The 18,716-nt window shown below is 32.5% G+C and carries 37 protein-coding genes and 3 pseudogenes; all 40 read right to left on the bottom strand.

The features are described 5' to 3' along the window. Positions 1-35 precede the first annotated feature (35 nt). The 40 genes and pseudogenes from P4V41_RS08055 to P4V41_RS07860 all read right to left on the bottom strand — a co-directional run bounded on the left by P4V41_RS08055 (position 36) and on the right by P4V41_RS07860 (position 18,680). The gene (locus tag P4V41_RS08055) at positions 36-386 is read right to left on the bottom strand and encodes a hypothetical protein (RefSeq protein WP_328084353.1); all 351 of its coding nucleotides are present in this window, start codon (positions 384-386) and stop codon (positions 36-38) included. A gap of 335 nt (positions 387-721) precedes the next feature. Then, positions 722-943: a hypothetical protein gene (locus P4V41_RS08050; RefSeq protein ID WP_328084352.1), complete on the bottom strand. Its 222-nt coding sequence runs from the start codon at positions 941-943 to the stop codon at positions 722-724. A gap of 40 nt (positions 944-983) precedes the next feature. Next, the gene (locus P4V41_RS08045) at positions 984-1,175 is read right to left on the bottom strand and encodes a hypothetical protein (RefSeq protein WP_328084351.1); all 192 of its coding nucleotides are present in this window, start codon (positions 1,173-1,175) and stop codon (positions 984-986) included. A gap of 181 nt (positions 1,176-1,356) precedes the next feature. Next, positions 1,357-1,731, bottom strand: a complete 375-nt coding sequence (locus P4V41_RS08040) for a hypothetical protein (protein ID WP_328084350.1) — start codon at positions 1,729-1,731, stop codon at positions 1,357-1,359. A gap of 31 nt (positions 1,732-1,762) precedes the next feature. Next, on the bottom strand, positions 1,763-1,930 hold the full coding sequence (locus P4V41_RS08035; RefSeq protein ID WP_328084349.1) for a hypothetical protein: 168 nt from the start codon (positions 1,928-1,930) through the stop codon (positions 1,763-1,765). Between the two features lie 306 nt (positions 1,931-2,236). Continuing rightward, on the bottom strand, positions 2,237-2,500 hold the full coding sequence (locus P4V41_RS08030) for a hypothetical protein (protein WP_328084348.1): 264 nt from the start codon (positions 2,498-2,500) through the stop codon (positions 2,237-2,239). A 7-nt stretch (positions 2,501-2,507) separates the two neighbouring features. Then, a complete protein-coding gene (locus tag P4V41_RS08025; RefSeq protein ID WP_328084347.1) occupies positions 2,508-2,669 on the bottom strand; it encodes a hypothetical protein in 162 nt (53 codons plus the stop codon). A gap of 18 nt (positions 2,670-2,687) precedes the next feature. Continuing rightward, positions 2,688-2,846 carry a hypothetical protein gene (locus tag P4V41_RS08020; protein WP_328084346.1) on the bottom strand — a complete coding sequence of 53 codons (159 nt, stop codon included), beginning with the start codon at positions 2,844-2,846 and terminating at the stop codon, positions 2,688-2,690. A gap of 32 nt (positions 2,847-2,878) precedes the next feature. Further along, positions 2,879-3,406 carry a hypothetical protein gene (locus P4V41_RS08015; protein ID WP_328084344.1) on the bottom strand — a complete coding sequence of 176 codons (528 nt, stop codon included), beginning with the start codon at positions 3,404-3,406 and terminating at the stop codon, positions 2,879-2,881. Next, the gene (locus P4V41_RS08010) at positions 3,406-3,909 is read right to left on the bottom strand and encodes a hypothetical protein (RefSeq protein ID WP_328084343.1); all 504 of its coding nucleotides are present in this window, start codon (positions 3,907-3,909) and stop codon (positions 3,406-3,408) included. Before P4V41_RS08010 ends, P4V41_RS08015 begins: the two co-directional genes overlap by 1 nt. Before the next feature lie 2 nt (positions 3,910-3,911). Continuing rightward, positions 3,912-4,406, bottom strand: a complete 495-nt coding sequence (locus tag P4V41_RS08005) for a hypothetical protein (protein WP_328084342.1) — start codon at positions 4,404-4,406, stop codon at positions 3,912-3,914. Continuing rightward, entirely contained in the window at positions 4,403-4,612 is a 210-nt protein-coding gene (locus P4V41_RS08000) for a hypothetical protein (protein WP_328084341.1), read from the bottom strand. Before P4V41_RS08000 ends, P4V41_RS08005 begins: the two co-directional genes overlap by 4 nt. A 233-nt stretch (positions 4,613-4,845) precedes the next feature. Next, positions 4,846-5,034 (bottom strand): helix-turn-helix domain-containing protein, encoded by a 189-nt coding sequence (locus tag P4V41_RS07995; protein WP_328084742.1) that lies wholly within the window; start codon positions 5,032-5,034, stop codon positions 4,846-4,848. Positions 5,035-5,114: 80 nt separating this feature from the next. Then, entirely contained in the window at positions 5,115-5,336 is a 222-nt protein-coding gene (locus tag P4V41_RS07990) for a hypothetical protein (protein WP_328084340.1), read from the bottom strand. 4 nt (positions 5,337-5,340) lie between these two features. After that, positions 5,341-5,556 carry a hypothetical protein gene (locus tag P4V41_RS07985; RefSeq protein WP_328084339.1) on the bottom strand — a complete coding sequence of 72 codons (216 nt, stop codon included), beginning with the start codon at positions 5,554-5,556 and terminating at the stop codon, positions 5,341-5,343. Positions 5,557-5,558: 2 nt separating this feature from the next. Further along, positions 5,559-5,768, bottom strand: coding sequence for a hypothetical protein (locus P4V41_RS07980; protein ID WP_328084338.1), 210 nt, complete (start codon positions 5,766-5,768; stop codon positions 5,559-5,561). Positions 5,769-5,831: 63 nt separating this feature from the next. Next, on the bottom strand, positions 5,832-6,107 hold the full coding sequence (locus tag P4V41_RS07975; protein WP_328084337.1) for a hypothetical protein: 276 nt from the start codon (positions 6,105-6,107) through the stop codon (positions 5,832-5,834). Between the two features lie 23 nt (positions 6,108-6,130). Next, complete coding sequence (locus tag P4V41_RS07970) at positions 6,131-6,367, bottom strand: hypothetical protein (RefSeq protein ID WP_328084336.1); 237 nt, start codon at positions 6,365-6,367, stop codon at positions 6,131-6,133. A 96-nt stretch (positions 6,368-6,463) separates the two neighbouring features. Continuing rightward, positions 6,464-6,967, bottom strand: a pseudogene (locus P4V41_RS07965) (dihydrofolate reductase). Further along, positions 6,967-7,434, bottom strand: a pseudogene (thyA, locus tag P4V41_RS07960) (thymidylate synthase); the annotation flags it as partial. The pseudogenes P4V41_RS07965 and thyA, both read right to left, overlap by 1 nt. A gap of 783 nt (positions 7,435-8,217) precedes the next feature. Beyond that, positions 8,218-8,610 (bottom strand): annotated as a pseudogene (locus P4V41_RS07955) (thymidylate synthase); the annotation flags it as partial. 397 nt (positions 8,611-9,007) lie between these two features. Next, complete coding sequence (locus P4V41_RS07950; RefSeq protein ID WP_328084335.1) at positions 9,008-9,676, bottom strand: hypothetical protein; 669 nt, start codon at positions 9,674-9,676, stop codon at positions 9,008-9,010. Positions 9,677-9,728: 52 nt separating this feature from the next. Beyond that, complete coding sequence (locus P4V41_RS07945) at positions 9,729-9,896, bottom strand: hypothetical protein (protein ID WP_328084334.1); 168 nt, start codon at positions 9,894-9,896, stop codon at positions 9,729-9,731. A gap of 39 nt (positions 9,897-9,935) precedes the next feature. After that, positions 9,936-10,634: an HAD family hydrolase gene (locus P4V41_RS07940; protein WP_328084333.1), complete on the bottom strand. Its 699-nt coding sequence runs from the start codon at positions 10,632-10,634 to the stop codon at positions 9,936-9,938. Positions 10,635-10,665: 31 nt separating this feature from the next. Next, positions 10,666-10,905 carry a thioredoxin gene (locus P4V41_RS07935; RefSeq protein WP_328084332.1) on the bottom strand — a complete coding sequence of 80 codons (240 nt, stop codon included), beginning with the start codon at positions 10,903-10,905 and terminating at the stop codon, positions 10,666-10,668. A 27-nt stretch (positions 10,906-10,932) separates the two neighbouring features. After that, positions 10,933-11,643: an HNH endonuclease gene (locus tag P4V41_RS07930; protein ID WP_328084331.1), complete on the bottom strand. Its 711-nt coding sequence runs from the start codon at positions 11,641-11,643 to the stop codon at positions 10,933-10,935. After that, on the bottom strand, positions 11,640-12,041 hold the full coding sequence (locus P4V41_RS07925) for a flavodoxin family protein (protein WP_328084330.1): 402 nt from the start codon (positions 12,039-12,041) through the stop codon (positions 11,640-11,642). Before P4V41_RS07925 ends, P4V41_RS07930 begins: the two co-directional genes overlap by 4 nt. Beyond that, positions 12,031-13,119: a ribonucleotide-diphosphate reductase subunit beta gene (locus P4V41_RS07920; protein WP_328084329.1), complete on the bottom strand. Its 1,089-nt coding sequence runs from the start codon at positions 13,117-13,119 to the stop codon at positions 12,031-12,033. The genes P4V41_RS07925 and P4V41_RS07920 overlap by 11 nt, the downstream gene beginning before the upstream one ends. A 12-nt stretch (positions 13,120-13,131) precedes the next feature. After that, positions 13,132-15,450 (bottom strand): ribonucleoside-diphosphate reductase subunit alpha, encoded by a 2,319-nt coding sequence (locus P4V41_RS07915; RefSeq protein ID WP_328084328.1) that lies wholly within the window; start codon positions 15,448-15,450, stop codon positions 13,132-13,134. A gap of 47 nt (positions 15,451-15,497) precedes the next feature. Then, the gene (locus P4V41_RS07910) at positions 15,498-15,827 is read right to left on the bottom strand and encodes a hypothetical protein (RefSeq protein ID WP_328084327.1); all 330 of its coding nucleotides are present in this window, start codon (positions 15,825-15,827) and stop codon (positions 15,498-15,500) included. Positions 15,828-15,854: 27 nt separating this feature from the next. Then, positions 15,855-15,983 carry a hypothetical protein gene (locus tag P4V41_RS07905; protein ID WP_328084326.1) on the bottom strand — a complete coding sequence of 43 codons (129 nt, stop codon included), beginning with the start codon at positions 15,981-15,983 and terminating at the stop codon, positions 15,855-15,857. 239 nt (positions 15,984-16,222) lie between these two features. Beyond that, positions 16,223-16,393, bottom strand: a complete 171-nt coding sequence (locus tag P4V41_RS07900) for a hypothetical protein (RefSeq protein WP_328084325.1) — start codon at positions 16,391-16,393, stop codon at positions 16,223-16,225. Continuing rightward, the gene (locus P4V41_RS07895) at positions 16,390-16,572 is read right to left on the bottom strand and encodes a hypothetical protein (RefSeq protein ID WP_328084324.1); all 183 of its coding nucleotides are present in this window, start codon (positions 16,570-16,572) and stop codon (positions 16,390-16,392) included. The genes P4V41_RS07900 and P4V41_RS07895 overlap by 4 nt, the downstream gene beginning before the upstream one ends. After that, positions 16,547-16,738, bottom strand: a complete 192-nt coding sequence (locus P4V41_RS07890; RefSeq protein WP_328084323.1) for a hypothetical protein — start codon at positions 16,736-16,738, stop codon at positions 16,547-16,549. Before P4V41_RS07890 ends, P4V41_RS07895 begins: the two co-directional genes overlap by 26 nt. Positions 16,739-16,749: 11 nt before the next feature. Then, positions 16,750-17,025 carry a hypothetical protein gene (locus P4V41_RS07885; protein WP_328084322.1) on the bottom strand — a complete coding sequence of 92 codons (276 nt, stop codon included), beginning with the start codon at positions 17,023-17,025 and terminating at the stop codon, positions 16,750-16,752. 31 nt (positions 17,026-17,056) lie between these two features. Beyond that, complete coding sequence (locus P4V41_RS07880; protein WP_328084321.1) at positions 17,057-17,215, bottom strand: hypothetical protein; 159 nt, start codon at positions 17,213-17,215, stop codon at positions 17,057-17,059. Between the two features lie 44 nt (positions 17,216-17,259). After that, a complete protein-coding gene (locus P4V41_RS07875) occupies positions 17,260-17,628 on the bottom strand; it encodes a hypothetical protein (protein ID WP_328084320.1) in 369 nt (122 codons plus the stop codon). Positions 17,629-17,664: 36 nt separating this feature from the next. Next, positions 17,665-17,955, bottom strand: a complete 291-nt coding sequence (locus P4V41_RS07870; RefSeq protein WP_328084319.1) for a hypothetical protein — start codon at positions 17,953-17,955, stop codon at positions 17,665-17,667. 1 nt (position 17,956) lies between these two features. Then, on the bottom strand, positions 17,957-18,202 hold the full coding sequence (locus P4V41_RS07865; protein ID WP_328084318.1) for a hypothetical protein: 246 nt from the start codon (positions 18,200-18,202) through the stop codon (positions 17,957-17,959). A 28-nt stretch (positions 18,203-18,230) separates the two neighbouring features. After that, positions 18,231-18,680 (bottom strand): hypothetical protein, encoded by a 450-nt coding sequence (locus tag P4V41_RS07860; protein ID WP_328084316.1) that lies wholly within the window; start codon positions 18,678-18,680, stop codon positions 18,231-18,233. Positions 18,681-18,716: the final 36 nt, after the last annotated feature.

Raw genomic sequence — 18,716 nt, 5'->3', positions numbered from 1 at the left:
TTACATTTGCGTAATTTACTTATAATGACCACTAACTAAAGTGGCTCTATATTCGAGATTTTACTTGCTTCTATTTCAACATATATACCTTCTTCAGATGCTATTTCTAAAACTCCGTTATCAAAGCTTGAGATATATCCTGTGATTAATCTATATCTTTTGCCATCATGATATTTTACAGCAGCTTTCTTACTGCTCTCATTGCATGAGCTAAGAGCATAATCAAGAGAAATACGATACTCATCATCATAAGTCAACTCCTCATCGTCAAAGTTGTGAACCGCATCATGAACCATTTTGCTATAACCAGGAATTGATTGGAATGGTGCCCACTTCATGATTCCTCTGCATTTGTAAGTGTGTAATCCTGCGTACTTATGCTTCAAACAATTCACCTCTAAAAACAGTATAACACGAACGTTCGTTCTTATGTATATGTTTAAAAGACTTCTTTTACATCATCCCGAAATGTTCATTAATCTTACTTTTGCAAATATCTATCTACATCACTTCTAATAATTCTATACATAACTTCAATTGCATTATCAAGCTCTTTATTATCTAATATTTCATTACAATGAGTGAACAACTTTGTTGCAGTTTCCCTATCGTTAAGAAAAAATTCTACTTTACATCTATTCAAACTATTTCTTCCTTCCTGTACACAAATAATGTGTTTCATGTGTGTTAAAACATCAGTTTTATTTAGTTATTGTTTAATTTATTTATTATGTATTTTATATGTAGAAATCATTAAGCTATCGTCTGATCCATATTCTTTTTCAATTAAAGATAATTCTTCATTGGCTTTTTCAATCTTATCGAAAATTTTTTCATTAAGTTTAGCTAGCAATGCCGAAAATTGTATTAAACGTTTTTTCTTTTTGTAAATTTTGATTTGCTTTTTTAATTTATCTTGGTATTCACCACTATAGACTGTCATAATATTTTTTCTTCTCCTTTAATTAAAATTTAGTTTTTGTTCAGTTTTCTTCTACGTCTGCGAAGATTCCATCTTCATTTAAAAACATCTCAAGTTGATAAAAGTCATTTGAATTTTTGACTTGTTTCCATGCTTCACCTTCATAACCATATTCAACTTCAGAAAATTTTATTGCAGCGTCAAAATCAGTAAAGTTCATATACCTTCCTACTTCAGATTCAATTGTAATCATGATCTAATCTCCTTTAATTAATTTGCTTAAAGCGTCATTCATTTTATATAGCCTTCCCGATAGCAAATCCTATTAGTGCCATTACGAAACCGTAAAATCTTAATTCACCATATGTCTTTAATTCAAGATGTGAGTTCGGCTTAATCTATTTCATTTGTATTCTCCTTTCTGTAAAAAACTATTATTTGATCGAAACTTTTACTTCAATCTTGTCTCTTTTATGTACTCTGTCCTGAATATTACCCGATCTAATATCCCGTTTATTATCAGCAAACTTCTCTTTGAAGTATTTAATAACCATTTTTTCAGCCTCTTTTCTAACTAGATGTTCATCTCTCAAATACTTCTCACATTCGTCAAAGTAATCGTCAATAGATTTTAATTCTTTAATAGCTAGAGGTTGATTGATTTGCCAAGTGGAAACTAGAGTCTTTTTGAGTTTTGTTTTGAATAGTCCTTTTTCTTTAAACTTAACAATCAGCTCAAGCCTTTCTCTTCCTGCTATAATTGATTCACCTGTCCAGTAGCCTAGTTTTGCAGTCGCCAATACTTCCATATATATCTCCTTTCAATTTAAAATTCACGATTTACTTTAATTTTTTATATACATCCAATCCATGAAACATTCCATCTTCAATCTTAGGGAGATATGCAAAATCATCCCAGTTTCTTCCGTATTTCGTATAGTACGCTTTAATAATGTCTATTACTTGTTGACTTGACAACTCTTCACATTTTTCCATTAGTTTCTCCATAACGTTATCTCCTTTCTAACTTTGAATAAAAGTCCCATTTTACACTAAAAAAGATTGTGAATTTATTTTAAAAACGTTGATATAACAGGCTTTTTTGAGTGTTGTTTTTCACAAACTTTTAGATTGTATTATGAATCCACTGACTGGTATTATATTTGGATAAATTTGCTTATATATTTTGTTAGATATTATGTTAAAATTAACACAAAAGACATCGTATAAGGGTTCAAAGTGATAGAATTGTCGGGGGACAACCACATCCCAAAGAAGAAGGTTTTAGTCTTTTTACTTCTTCTTTTACATATCTTATACTTTTATGCCTAACAGTTCACAAACATTTTCTATCCCACTTAATTGTCCATGTAATCTGATCAATTTATAATCACTAGCAATACTATGTATTTTAATTTCTTCATCAATGCTCTTTTTTAAATAATTTACTAGGTTGGTAATTTGTAATTTTTGTTCTGCGGTAATTTGACTTCCTGTACTCAAATTATTCTGATTGTATACTTCTTGAGCAATCCTTTTTACTTCCTGTTCCAATCCATACATTAGGTCAATCTTCATAAATTAGTCAACCCTCTCTATTATTTACTTCATGAACACTAATAATATTTAAATCGTAGTCGTTTAACGATTGTAAGAAGTCGATAGCACCTTCTTGAGTGTTTGCTATTACATTTTGAAAATAAATACCTCTCATTGGTCTTATTTCATATCCGATTCTCCATTCCATACAACCTATCTCCTTTAATTAAATTTCTTGTATTTTTACAAAAGATGCAGTCGAATTTCTGCATAGCCCTACAAAGTAATCATATTCTTCCATGTTTTCGATTCGTTCTGGTTCGTTAAAATCATACTCATGTATTTCTAGTTCAACCTCTATAATTGCTTTAAATTTTTTAATCATTTTATATTTTCTCCTTTAATTAATTTATTATTTTAAAACCTTTCATTGACTCCCTCTTCAAACAATTCATGAATTCTATTGAAAACTTTCTTCCATTCCTCACCATGTTCGACTTTCTCACCAGTAATAACATGAGTTGCCTCGTGAGCAAGAACTTCAGTAGCATCTTGGATACTTAGACTTGGGTGAATTTCAATTAACGGGGTTGACCCATCTTCAGGAAACAATGTATATCCTAATGTTCTTTTACCATCTGTCAATTGATTTCCGATGACTATTTTAAAATCAATTTCGGAATAATTCTCCTCCAAGATTCCAATGAGTAAATCAAATGGATTATTAACAAAATCGACATTACTTTTGTATATATCATGATAGTTTATATACCATTTGTAGCATTCGTCTTGATACATTTCGGATAAACTTTTATAATGCAACTTTACAAATTCAAGCCTTCTTAGTCTGGTTTGCATTTTATCATATTCTTTAATTAACAGTCCGATCTCGGTCGCTCCAATACTTCCGTCTATGTACATTTCTGTAACTTTTTTGAAATCCATCATTTATCTCCTTTGTATTCAGGCAATGTTTCTTGTAGTGTATTAATAATATATGGTAGCGGTTGTTCGGCTGATTTAATATGCGTATCAATTTTTCTTAGTGTGTCTAAAAGATACTCAATTTCTATAAGGGCGTTTGTGTGTGCAAATTCTACAGCGTCTAATTTGATTTCTTTGTTTTCTAACCATAGCTCTAATTTCTGTATTTTCTTACTTAAATGTGAGTTTATATCTTTTATTGCATTTAGTTGATTTTCTAAGCTGAAAGGAGTATCAAGACTTTCTCTATGTTTTTTAATTTCTGAAACTAACCACCGAATATCATGTGCTTGAATTTCATCAAGGGTACGAAGTTTCTTTTCTATTTTTGGTAACCTGTCTCTAGTCATAGAATTATCCCCTTTCTTAGCTCGCATTGTATTAACTTTATATACAATATTCCAAAGTATTACATATATTGCTAGAGAACCTACAATGAAGTAAAAGAAAATAGCAAGACTCATAATTAATCCTCATCTGGATATTCGCTTGTATTTTCGTAGTAATCATTCATCGCTTCAATAGTTTCATTATCTTCAGACCAACATTCATGACAACAATCAATAGCATTTTGAATATCTTCGTAGACGTTTTCACATACTGAGCAAAGATACGCATTATCAATACCTTCAATTTCACGTATCATTCTATCAGAAGATGAAACTTCACCCACTATCGGTTTTTGACTGTCGCATTGTGGATTCTCTAACCGCTCGATACGTCTTTTTAACCGATCAATTTCTTCTAATAGTAAAGGAATATCTTGTCGTGCATTTGCTATGAATTCAGCATCATCTTTATCATATACTTCAGCAGTAATTCCTGGCGATATTACAATATCATCAGTCCAAAATCCAGCATTGCATAGATATGAGTCTTCTCCGACAGACCATGGAGAAGCTGAAGCCAATTCAACACGTTTACGAATAGCGTCTATTTCCTCGTCAGTTAATCTTTTCATTTTTCTTCCTCCTCGATCATTTTATGAATAATCCAAAACATACTTACAAAGGCTGTTAATTTGCCGTACTCATATGAACAGTTCATACTTCCGGGTTCAAATTTCTTTACATTTTGTTCTACTTTCCTAATTTCATCTTCAATGTGCGAGAGCAGTTCATGCGTATCTTTTACTTCTTTAGTGTTCAGTTTATTAAGTTTATTCATCTAATTTACCTTCAGATTGGGACAGTATTAACTTTAGACAGTTAACCTCATCTGCATTTTTGAAAATTAACTCATAGTACTTTAAACATTCTTTGGTAAATTTTCTAGTACCATTTTCATATTTAGAAATTGACTCTCTAGAATAAGGAATATTATATTTCATAACAAAGGATTGTTGCGTCATGTTTCCTCGTAATAATTTTAAATACTTTCCTACTTCTTTCCAAGTCTGATTACTCATACATTAAAGACCTTTTTTCTTGATCTCTTATCCACTGGTCTATAGCTTCTGCGCTAAACAATATCCTTCTTCTAACTCTTATGTAAGGAATCTGTTTCTCTTTAACCATGGTATATACAGTATCTACACAAACTCCCAAGTACTCAGCAATTTCTAATACAGTTAATGTTCTTCTTTCTATCATAATAATCCCTCCAACTCATTTTAGTCTTATTATAAATTATTGAGACTTTAGCATAAAGAGTTTCGAGATGGTAATTATTATTCCTGAAATTTCTTGACCTCATTGCGACCATTTTCAATAATGTCAGAGATTAAGTTGAGTCTTCCATATAGCCATGAGTTTTCTTTTTCTAGATGCTTTATGTGATTTATAAGATGTGGGACATTGACAATAATTCTATTAGCTAAATCTATATTAACTTCCTCATTATCCCAGTACATGTCACAGTAAGTTTTCATTCCTTCTAAATGTAATTTCATTATTTTACTTCCTTTCATAATCTTCATGTTTTTGATTCATAAATTCAGCTTTTTCATCAAATCTACCTTGTTCATATCCATTCTTGTAAGACATTCTTCTGGTATATTCAATTTGTTCGTAAAGCTCTTTTACGACTTGATCAAACGGCTTAGTTTCATCTTCATTGATTATACTGTTAAATAGTTTACTTAATACTTTTTCGTCCTTAATAAATGCCATTTCTACTTATTCTCCTCTGTAAGTAATTCCCCTATCTTTATCTTGTAACGATGCTTATCAGTGATATTATAATTAAAAAAGAACTGCCCTTTGGGAGCATCTTGAACTAAAGTTTCAATTTGATATGCTAATCCAAGTGTTTCACAAGCTTTAACTGCGTCCTCTAAGTTAACTTTTGAGTACAAGTGAATTTCTTTCATTGCTTTAAACATATTCTATCATCCTTTACTATTTTGAATTCTACTTCACTTCTTCCATGCATTTTACATTTCCTCCTATACCGAATTTGCTTTAATCACATTTGCAATTTCATCTAATAAATATAATGGGGTATCTTTATCTAAATGCCTGAACGTTTTATCTAACAGTCCTACTAAATAATCTGAGTAATTATTAGCTTCGTCAGTGAGATATTCCTCATACTGTAACTTATATCCACATTGTTTAACTTCTTCTCTTAATTCTTTAATTAACTTATTTTTAAGACTAATTTCTGCCTTTGCATGTTCATAATCAGACTTTAATAGTTGGTATTTAGTTGATCCTTTCATAAGTCACTTAGCCCCCCAGTTAATTAACAATCACATCTATCGTAATATGCATGTGCTCTGAGCATTTCATCCTCGCCATTTTCAAATGCTTCTTCTATTTTCTTATCTATGTATGTATCTAACTCATTTATCATGTTGGTTAATTCATTTATGTCGTTTTGATCTAAAACATCTTTTTCTTCTCTTTCAAACAAAAACCAAGCGAACTTTTTAACTGGCTTATATTGTGATTGAAGTAATTTATTGATGTCGTATAACAATTCCTCACCTCCCTAATATAAAGTTAATAGGCACAAGAGTTATCTTGTACCTTAATAATAATTGAATAATTTAGTTTAGTCAACTGAAAATGGAAGCTATTTTCTTCTTTGTAGTAAATCTTTTTTCTTTCTGTATGTGACAAAGTAATAATCATAAGCGTGTTTATCATCAGCTAAGTGTCGAGTAGAATCTTCCACAATCCATTCATAAGGCAACTCTGGAAAGAATGAATCTGCTTCAGGGAATTTGTGATCTACAATTGTGAGTAGGATTTTGTCTGCGTAAGGTAGGAATTGTTCATAGATAGACTGTCCTCCAATAATATACAAATCCTTTTTAGTAGCTTGGAAAACTTGTTCAATTGACATTGAAGTAACTACTCTATGGTCATCTCAAAAAGGATTTCCACTCATGACGATATTAGCTCTGTTAGGAAGAGGTTTGCTGCCAATTGATTCATACGTCTTACGACCCATTACGATTGCATCTCCTTCTGTTTGTTGCTTGAAATATTTTAAGTCATTTGGTAAATGCCATAGTAGTTTATTGTTACGTCCAATCTCACGATTAAGACCACATGCACCGATTAACGTAATCATTATAAAGCCACCTCAAAGTTTAATTTATCTCCATGCTTATAGTTTTCAAGTTTAAAGTCATCAATAGTAAATTCATAAAAATTCTTCACATCAGGGTTAATCCATAGTGTAGGTGCTTCAAATTGTTCCCTGAGTATTTGTTCGTTCAATGATCCTATATGACGTTCATATACATGAGCATCATTAATGTTAAAGGTAAGTGTGCCTAGTTGATAACTAGTAACTTGAGCAATCATACGCTGCAACACATAATATTGAAACACATTGAACGGATTCCCCAAAGCCATATCATTACTTCTGATACCAACAATTAGATGTAGTTTACCTTCTTTAACTAACCACTGAGTATGCCACACACATTCCTGCAATTGTTTTTTATCAACGTCTGCATGATTCCAAAAACTTGTTAACAATCGTCTTGATGATGAATTATTTTTGATATTATGTAGTAATTCAAAAACTTGATTTTTGGACAATTCATAGCGATATAAGTTTAATTCATCATTAATATATTTAGCTGTGTAGCCCTTCGTAAATTTTCTTCCGACTTTCCCAGCTAAAATAGGAGATAAGTCACTAATATTGTATTTTAGTTGTGCATCTGTGATATTTAGAAATAATTCTTCGGTATTGTCTGGATGAATTAGCATGAAAGGCTTATATTTATATGTTACATTGTCTTTTGAACTTATCCACACACACGTTTCCCTGCTATAGCAATTTGAGCCATAATAATCTTTGTCCAACTGGTAGTTTTCAAAATCATTCTCTTTTGCCAGTATGTATTGAGGCAGGACTCTAATATCTCTGAGATAGTTCTCAAACGAGTGCCATCTTTCGTCTACAAAAACGCCATTGCCCCCGTAGTTTTTATATCTATTATTATTTTGATCGTAGCATCTCCCCAACATACAAGTCCATCTTCTTCTATGCTTTTCCACTTCTTCTTTAGAATAGTTTTTAACACTTTCAAAGTTACCTTCGTAACCAACATTTTTTACTCTTCTGTAATATACATCCTTTACCTTTCCCTTTACAGCATTACCTTTAGTTGCGGTTGTCACATAATTTGTTTTTAAAAACTGAACTCTTGCGATCTTTGAATAGTGATTATCTCTGTCTCCTTTAGAAACATCTAGAACAATAAAATCTCCACTATTTTGACTCCTGATTACTTTACCACATAATTCATCGTCACAATTTGGATTGGGGTATTCTTTAGCTCCTACAACAATTTCTTTTAATTTACCGTAAAAGTCTTTAGTTCGTTTCTCAACCTTTACTATTTCTCTAATGTGATGTCTATGACTTTCAAATTGATAAGCGTAACTCCTTCCAATTGAACCATCTTTAAACCATTCGTCCCAAATGTAGACCTTGTTTTCATGGAAATCTTTCTCTTTAACAGTTTGAAGCTGCCAAAACAACAACATTTCTTTAATTGCTGTTTTCCAGGCAACTTTCTTTGTTGTGAGGATAGGAACTTCTGAATTGTTTAATGTGATTTGTTTGCTGATTACACTTTTTGTATAGGCTGGAGTTCCGTCTATCCATTTAGTTCTGACTTGTTGATCCTTATCCCAAATACCATTGTCGATAATGTCTTGTATAATTTCGTTGTATTGTTGGTCAAATTGACTCATTGTTTCCTCCTATTAAAAGAGAAGGAGAATATCCCCTTCTCTAATTTTCTATGTATTATTGAATTAGTATTTCGCTGAAATTCCAGCCTCTACAGTTCTAAAAAACTTAGAAGCATCAGTGCTATCAATTTTAATCGGGCTAATATTTATTGTTGATTGTTTTACTTCATTTTTTGAGATTTTCGTATTTAACAATTTCTTCTGGTGTACCTTCAACTACAATGCCGTTAATTGTAGCTTTCATTTTTTTTATTTTTAAATGAATAAAAAAAATGTTTATTACAAATATTAATTTCGTAGCACTATTTGCTACATCAATCGTTATAGTAATCACACTGGAGAGGGAATTTCCAAAACTGAGGAGATTTTTCCTCTCCAACTGTTTAAAAGTATGGTTTTACTTAATGATGTTTACTTCAGTGAAGTTTTCTTTTATAGGTAAAATCACTTCCATGTATGATCTAATTGGAATGTTTCTATCAACTGAAAGTAAATCTCCTTTTTTCCCTCTTAATAAATCTTTGTTTAGTCCATGAAAAGTATACTTAATCCCGTCCGCTTCTAGTCTGCTTCTACTTGTAGCATTCCAAACAAGAGAATCTGTATTTTTTATATTCCTTAAGCCCAATTCAAATGCTTCGCTTTGAGTGTTGGATACGATAGTGCAGTCTTTATGTGTTGATTGAAGTTCGGAATGGTTAATTCTTTTGGCACTAACTAATTTTTCATGAGACTTTTCTCTTCTAAGATAGGTTTGAATAGTTTCTAGCTGCTTCGTTATTTTTTGATACGCTATTACCCAATCATGATGACTTTTATAGTCGCCTTTCCCGATAGATTCATTTGCTACTTTTTGCAATCGATATACTTCTGATTCGAGTTTTTCGCTAAGAATTGACAGAAAAACTTTATCTAAAGCTGCTCTGGAAGACCAAAATATATGCATAATTTCTTGAAGTGTATTAGATAGCGTTTTATAGCTTCGGTTGTCATTTTCCAACCGAGTTTGTTTCATCTTTTCAATAATTGAACCTGTAGTTTCCATTGCAAATTTAAAATCGTTCATATTAATTTGTCTCCTTTGACGATAGGTCGTCACCCGATATGTATTAAATAATTTACTTTTGTTCTTGTTCTAGCTCATCTAAAGCATCAACATAGTTATCTAATGCGTTTAGAAACTTTCTTTCTATGTCGGTTAATTTGTTTCTGTCCTGCAAGTGCATTCCTAAATCAAAGATGTTGTCAAATAAAGATTGAAATGCAATATCAAATTTTTCACTCATCATATCACCTCCTTTCAGATTCAATGTAAAATTGCTGTTTTAAAGTGAACGAGATTGACGTTCTATTTCCTTCTTCAAACGTCCTTCAGGAGCGAATCTTTCCTCCCAGTGTGGCGGTTTAGCAATCTTTCCATCTTCTTCACGATAGCGTGGCTTTCCATTCTCCCACAATTTCCCCATATTAGCTTGCTGAACAATGTTGAATAGTGGGAATGGTTTAACTCCTGCTACAACAAATGAACCTTGATTGAAATATTCAACATCTGTAAGAGCATCTGCTTGAGCTACTAATACATCTTCAATTGGATCAGCTTTAGAAACAAGTTTATTTGCTGCTTTGTTAATACCTTCAATAAATTTATCTACTGTAGGAACGAATTGATTAACGTCTCCCTCAACAGTTGCATATAAGAATTCAACCAATTCTTCTGCTGTCCAAATTGCTCTCGGTAATGCAACCTCAAGAGGGATAGGAGTAGGTTTATCAGTTACAATGTGACCAAATGCTTTATGGAAGTCTTGAACCATGTAGAACATTTCATTAGGGTTATACTTCTTAGGTTTCTCACGATATAACGATACTTCTGAAGGTTTAACTTTTACTAATTTAACTGTACGTGTTTGCTGTTCCTTATCTTCACTGATAATAACTTCAACTCCCACCTCTTTATCATTTAGATATTTAATCTTTCCAGACTCTTTAGTTTTGTGAATAAACACTTTGTCGTTTTGTTTCATACATGTATCTCCTCTATTGTTTAATTTATTTTTAAAGTTTTGAAATAATACGTTCTAACTCGTGAGGTTTGAATCCGATTGATCGCTCGACTTCCGTTCCTTCTTCATTTAACAATATGGTAACTGGTACTGAACCGATTTCATACTGAGCAGCTAAATCAGGATTATCAAACGGATTGATTTTTTTAGTTTCAACCCCTTGGTCAGATAAGAAGTTTTCAACCATAGTACATGCTGGACAATTTTGTTTTTCAAATTTAATTAGTTTCATTTTTGTTTCCTCCATTGAATAATTTGTTTATGTAAAATTAAGTGGTAAATCAAAACCATTATCAACTATAAACCTATCTCTTGCTTTTGCTGCCTCATGCTCATCTTCAAAAAAACCGACATCATATTGTTTGTTCTTATACCCAACGTACGCTCTCCATTTCTTTCTAATAATATTCCATCCGACACCCCTATACTTTGAAGTGATTTTAGCTTTCTTTCTGCTTGTTTTATACTTTTCCCACTCACTTCTAGGCATATAGGGAACATCATTTAAACTTGCAAATTCTCCCCCGTAAAGTTTAGCATAGTAATTATATGCATTCGCAGCAGCGTCTTCATTGGTGAAATTACCAGCCTCGATTGTAGTTTTATAAACTCTTACTTTTGATCTCCAACATTTCGTTTCTTCTCGAAAATTAACACCTTTGTATTTTGAAGCAGTTCCAAGATTTTCATTTTTACCTATATTCATTGCATTTTGAGCAATAGTACAGATGCGTAAATTTTCTTTTCTATTGTCATGTCTTATTCGATTAATATGATCTATTACAAGTCCTTCGGGATATCCCATTATTAATCTGTGCATTCTAATTTTCTTTCTTTTTCCGTTTGAATATGTGGAGCATCTTACAACGTATCCCTCTTCTTCTCTCCAAACCCATTGATTCAGCCACTCAAAATCCTCATCATCAACTAAAGCGAATCCACCGTTAGACAGGTTTATTTTTTTGGTCAAATTACCACCTCCATTATTCTTTTAAATTTACTAATTGCTACTTCTGTAGGGTAACTTTCAAATTTGTACTTGAAGATAATTTTATTATTGATTCCTAACAATTGTTCAAGTAAATCTAAGGCTCCACAGTAGTGTTCATAGTGAGAATTACCACTCCCGAACAATCCAATCTCTTTTTCTTTTAGACTTATTAACTCGTCTCTTATTTCAAAGAAAGGTTTAGGAGGAACACCGTTCCCCCATGTTGAAGTCCCAATAATAATTGTTTCATAGACATTAAAGGGAATAGTTTTAGATTGTTTAATATTGTAAACATCAAATCCATCCCATTTGTATGTATCAATCAATCCTTTTGTATTTCCGCTTAAGGAGTAATATACTAACGCTTTAGAGGTCAAAGTCCTCTCCACTTTCATGTGTGTAATTGATTGCATTGCCTTGTAAGAAGTCTGTTCTTGTTACTATCTGACTAGAGTCGCTTCTGCTTTTACTTCCATATGTGATAATCCAGCGTGATTTAATCTCAGCATTATTAGGAAATGGCTGTTCAATCCCTGCATTCCTACAAATCACATTTGCTAAATACTCTACATAATCGTTGTACTCTTTGATTTGTAAAGTATCTATATTGGCAAATATATGGGTAGCCCATTCTTTTTCCAATTCAACAGCCTTCTTTACAAACTCCACTGCGAAATTCATATTCTCTTTGGTGTTTAATCCTGGGTTTTCTTTCATCAGAATTTGTAACAACATTCCATAGAAAACTGAGTGCTGTGTCTCATCGGCACGAATAAGATTAATCATATTATTCGATTCAATCATCTTCTGATCTCGTGCTAATGAGTGGAAATATACGAATCCTCCACTAAAATAAAGTCCTTCAAGAACAAGATTAGCCAAGATGCCTTCAAAGATAGTTTGTAAAAACTCTTGATTTAACTCTGCGTCTTCTTGAATGTGTAGCTTAGTTTCATCAACCAACGTTTGAATTTTACTAATTACATGCTCATTTCTTTTAACCAATTGAGGAATAGTTTTAATATGTTCAAACGCTTGTTCTTTCTGTTCCTGCGTAAGCATTGTTGCAGTTAGGTATTGATAAGAACGATTATGTAATTGCTCAAAAGAATTTATTAGAGCAATGTTAGAGCGTACACTTGGATCTGTACAAAGATAGCCAAGAATAAAATTAAAATCAGTTGCAATTGAATCTAGCCAATTTAACTTACCAGAGATATAGTTATACACCTCTCGTTCATTATTGTTTAATTTGTTCTTATAATCCTCTAAATCTTTTCCTAATTTGACCTCATCTTCAATCCAATATTCTGCAAATAGTTGTTTATTAATTTCTAACATTTCAGGATATTTAATATTATCCCAGTCTCTTATTCCACTTGCATCTCCGCCAAATACTTTTGAAGCAACATTAGGTTTGCCACCATCAAACACTCTAAAAGGTTGTATTGTCATTTTGTTTCTCCTTTACGCTTCACAGTTGATGCAACTTTCGTCACGTTCATAGTCTTCTGTATATGTGTAATAAATTGTTTTTAAGTTTTTCTCCCACGCTCCAATATCTAAGCGTAGCATCTCAGAACCTTTAATTGATTTTAATACGTGCATATTGTGGCTAATTGCCTGATCAATGTGTTTTTGTGCTGCGGATATTACATTTATTGCCCACATTTCATCCATCTGGAAACCTGACTGATAATACCACTTTGTTTTGTTGTTGTAATTAGAAGGTACAATAATTACATTTAAGCCTGACTTTTCTTCTCGATAAACAACTTCATAAAGAGGATCAATACTAGGTGAACCATTCATAATAATGCTATTTGAAGATGTTGGAGCAATAGCCATTAAATAACCATTGCGCATAGACTTTTTAGCCAATTCCTTCAACTCTTGCCACTCTGGAGAATCGTATCCACGCTTATCAAAGTAATCACCAGTGTTCCATTCCGAACCTTCAAATTTAGGGTAGCTACCTTTTTCCATGCCTAATTTATGTGAAGCTCTAATTGCTGCTTTTGCATACTTTTCAAACAGTTCATCTGTAAACTTTGCTGACTCGGGAGAATCCCATTTGATACCTTTTTCAGTCATTAAAGTTACTAAGCCCAATGCGCCTGCGCCGACAGCTCGATATAAGTTGTTTGTTTGAGTTGCTTGTTTAACTACTGTTCGGTTTAAAGAGATTACATTGTCAAGCATACGGAACTGTATGTCTACAACTCTTTGTAAGTCAACATTCTCATCACCAAACACGTTGTGAAGAACAAGTGAGTTAAGGTTACAAGTAACTAATCCTTCCCCTAATGACCTAGTTACCACAAAACCATCTTCCAATAGTTCATCGTCCTCTAATACGTCATATGACATATTCTGACAAATTTCACTACATAAGTTTGATCCATAAGGCATACCTGCGTGTGAATTAGGATTTGTTCTAGCTACAGTATCGCTATAGTAGAGGTAAGGTGTCCCACTGGTTTTACGTGCTGTAAAAATAGCTTTGTAGATTTCAGTGGCAGCAATTACTCTCTTGAGTTCTAAATCTGCTGTTTCAATTACGTTACGGTAGAAATATGTAAATGCATGATACTCTTCATTAGGCTCTTCTCCGCTTTGAAGTTTCTTTTTGTCATACAATTTATTAATGTCCAATCCAAGCTTCTTTTTCACTTCATAAGGATCTACAATCGTCCATGTCTTTTTAGATTGCAAACGTCTCATAAATTCATCAGGTAAACAAACCGCAGTTTTAATTGAATGTGCTCGTTTTTCTTGGCTACCTGTTTTTAACCGTAAATCTAAAAAGTCAAAGATGTCTAAATGCCATACTGGTAAGTAAGCAGCAATTCCTGCTTTTCTTGCTCCTAATTGGTTTACATACTCAGCAAGTACGCTTAACAATCTTGATGGATGAGTTATACCAGTTGCTCTACCTTTAAATCCTCTAATCCAACTTCCACTACCTCTTAAAAATCCGAGGTAAATTCCCAAGCCAGCACCATTTTGACTAAATTTAGCTACTTGGTGTAGTGAATTCATAATACTATCTAAATCATCTCCCATTGTTACGATATGACAAGATGATAATGTTCCATGTGGCGTTGCACTGTTTTTTAGTGAAGGAGTAGCTAATCCAATATAGTGATTACTCAATGCCCAGTAAGATTCCTTAACAAGATCAAGTCGTTTGGATTTCTTTTCATCCTTCATTAGATATAATGCAGTAGATAAAAATCTTTCTTGCGGAAGCTCTAAAAACTCTCCGTTGTAACCTTTTACAAGGTAAGTGTTTTGCATCATATAAAGTCCTGCATAACTGAAAAGCTTATCTTTTTCCATATCAATAAACTTCCCAGCTTTTCTAATTTCCTGTTCTGTATATGCTTTTAGAATTTGGTCTGAATACAAACCCTGCTCAGTTAGTTGAATGATAAGAGAATAGTAATCTCCATACCCTTTGTGATAATCAAATCCCCGATTTTTAGACGCTTGCTTGTAAATCTTTCTTCTTAAAGCTGAAGCAGATAAATATGTGTATTCTGGTGATTTGGGTGAAATTAAGTCGTTAGATTCACGAATAATTAGATCAAATAGTTTCACGGCTTCAATTTCTTTCTTTGTTAGAACACTGTCAACCACTTTAACTTTTAAATCTTCAATGTCAGATTGATTGTATTCTCTGTGGCTGTCTTGGATTATTTCATCAATAAATCTGTCAAAACGCTCTCTATCAAACTGCGTTCTGGAAATGTGTGATTTTCTGTCTTTTGTAATGACTGTCACTGTATTCAGCAACTCCTCTATTGTATAATTTATATATGTTTACTTTCTTAAAACGCTTTGTTGCTTGTTAGTTCATCGTCACTTTTCTTTATGTAAGTCCAAGTTTCTTCCTGATCTAAGTTAGCCATTTCTGCATAACCTTTAGCCATGTCTTCATATGTAAACTTTCTCTCAGGTTGTTCAACCTTCTTTACTTCAACATAATTTTCACTTATGTAATCTTTCGCTAAGATGAATTTACCTTTGTCTTCTTCTCTGGTACAAACGCAATCAGATTCAAGACCTTGATATTTACCATATTGATCTTCTAATTCAAACGATTCGTTCATTTGCTCAATCTTTACGATTGAATTCTTTGGAACAAATAATCTACTCATGCCCACCCTCATCCCTTCATTATTTAGTTATTCCCAGTACATGCTTACATGTAATTCAATTGCTTTCTCAACAGTTACCCATTGTCTGATAGATTCATTTTTAGTATGCTTATCAGCGTCAAACAATTGTTCCTCCATGATTTCTCTGAAGCTCAAATCCAATCACCTCCTTAAGTTATTACCTTGAGTATAATTGAATAATTTGTTTAAAACAAGCCTTTTAATCAATTAATTTTAATTTCTTTAAAACTGCTTGAACTGACTTATCTCCACGTATCTTATTGATCTGTTCATAGCGTTCATTAACACACTTGGCATGACCAAGATACTCTACTCTAGTATACTTATCTGAGAATTGAATACCGTGTACATCATTACAAGGTTCTTCACAAATATCACAGATACGCATGATTAAACTTAACCTTCAGCTCATTATGTACTTGCGTAATGAATGTATGTAGATTAGTTCCATCAATTTGATTCAACGTTTGCTGCAAGTTCAGTAACTCTTCAATATGTATCTCTACTCTCACACCATTTGAATCTGTAAACAATCCAGTTCTCAATGATAGTCCTCCTCTTCAACGAGTGACTTTTCAAACTCCTCAAATACATCCTCATTAAACACATCTACAGTCACACCTTTTACATGTGAGAATGTCCCAACTACTTCGTATCCTATGTTAGTTAGATATTGTGTTAGAATATCCTCAACTTTCTTATTCGTAATCCTTAGTTGTCTCATCAAATTCCTCCTCTTCAATAGCTTTAAATAACATTCCATATGATACAGATGTATCTTCTACACCTTTCCAATATCCCTTACTGTATTGTTCTTTTTTCTGAGTACGTAGTTCAAACAATAAAAGAATAATGAATGAAATTAATGAACACAGAATAATTGTAGTCATTTCACACCTCCTTAGTTTGTTCTAAGTCCACGTACCTCAAAGATGTTAGCTAGATCCTTTTCATTATCCATAATCATTCTTGCGTATCGACTACGATAATCGTTGTTTAGTTTAAACTTATCATCTTGCGTATGTATGAAACTTTCCCATCGTAGTACTTCCCACAACATTCCAATGCCAATTTTCTCTTTACCTTTTAACTTAGCAGTTCGAGTTAATCTAACCAGAGTTTCATAGACATGGGGATTGGTATTGTGAAAGTGTTCAAATCGTTGTTCGATTGTCATTAGCAACGCTCCTTATTGTGTATTTTACTTTTTATTCATCTAGTTTTAAAATTTTCTTCTTTTGTAGAATTAAATCTAATTCTTCATCAATTAATGCACGATACTCACTAGACCATAATTCGTCCATACTATTTTGTTTTTTCTTTATTTCTTCTAATTTTTCATTTATCGCTAGCAATTCTGTATACATATTTAAACGACTCCCTTCTGGTTCTGTAGAAAATGAGAATTTTATCAAATCTTTTTATCAATATTCAAGCTAATATCAAACTGTTTTCTTAACTCATTAGTAATTTCTTCTTTCATAACACCACTAATATAGTCTTTGAATGAGTTTTCACCTTTTCCATTCATACCATAACTAAACATATTGCCAGATACTCTAGGATACCTATGCTCTGAAACTGCCTTCACCATTTCTTCACGAATAACTTGTCGTAAAACAAGATAGATAAAATCGCTTTTTAAAGATACAAGATTACCAATCTCTTCTTTTGCAATTTTACGAAACACATCATTAATCTCTTCCTTTGTTAAACCTATATCATTGTGTATAACGTTCTTAACTTCTTTATAGCCTTTTTGCCAATTTTCTTTTGACATGTCCTCACTCCTTTTTGATAAAATAGAGATTTTACTTTACATTTCCTGTATTTCCATACTAGTTGAAGCTTTGTAGATCGGTTTACCAATCAAGCTGCATAGTACATCTTCCATATCATCCACTAACACTTCCTTAATAAAACTACTCCTCAATGGAAGTTCTTCAATCGTGATAGGGTACTTTATTTTCAATTCAAGTTTATCTGCTAATTTTGCTACATGTTTTACACGTTGATAACTGGCACAAACAATATATAAATCTTTTTCACTTGCAATGTGAATTAACTCAGTAGTTTTTCCACAACCTCTTCGACCACCTATAATCATTCTAATCACTCCCCAAAGTTCTATGTCCATGCCCACCACGAATAATTTGTGGCTCTATGTAAGTAAAGTATTGTTTTATATTTTCATCAGACAATATTTTTTGAGAGTGAAAAGATTGAACACTTCTTCCGTTAATGTTTTCAGATGTCCAGTAGCTGTGATTCAAGTCGTAAGTGTGTCCTTTAAGATATTGATTATCTCTACCGAATGTATCTTCCAAAATGATTGTCTGCAATGACTTATACATTGACTCACCTCACTTTAAAATAACTGTTTTATTTAGTTTTCTTCCAGATTTCGTACCATTTTTTCCTTGCTTGGTCTGTCTGAACTTCGACCACTGAAGATTCTAGCTTTTTCTTATTAAAAATCTCCATGCTTTCAATTAGTTCTTCTTCTGCTTTAACTTTGCTTTCTTCAGTAGACGCATCCTCTACAATTTCTACAACATGGTCAACATAATAGATAAACTCATTATTAGTTGAACGTACCTTTTGATTAACTCTTACTTTTTTGCTTATTTTATTTATGAAAATATAATCTTCTTGATTTAATGGAGGATCATCGAGTTCAACTCTAATAATTTCAACTTCTCCTATTTTTTGATAGTCTTTTACAACCTGTGGTTCTCTCCATTCATCCCAAAACTTATTGTAACCACCTTTATCTACATAGTATGATGCTCTAGTTTTTACTCCCATAAATACAGCAGTATGTGATTTCATTTTACATTTCTCCTTTTAGTTTAATTTGTTTAAAAG

The sequence above is a fragment of the Fictibacillus nanhaiensis genome, from assembly GCF_036213205.1.
GTDB classification, from domain to species: domain Bacteria; phylum Bacillota; class Bacilli; order Bacillales; family Fictibacillaceae; genus Fictibacillus; species Fictibacillus nanhaiensis_E.
This window is presented reverse-complemented; position numbering and strand designations above follow the sequence as displayed.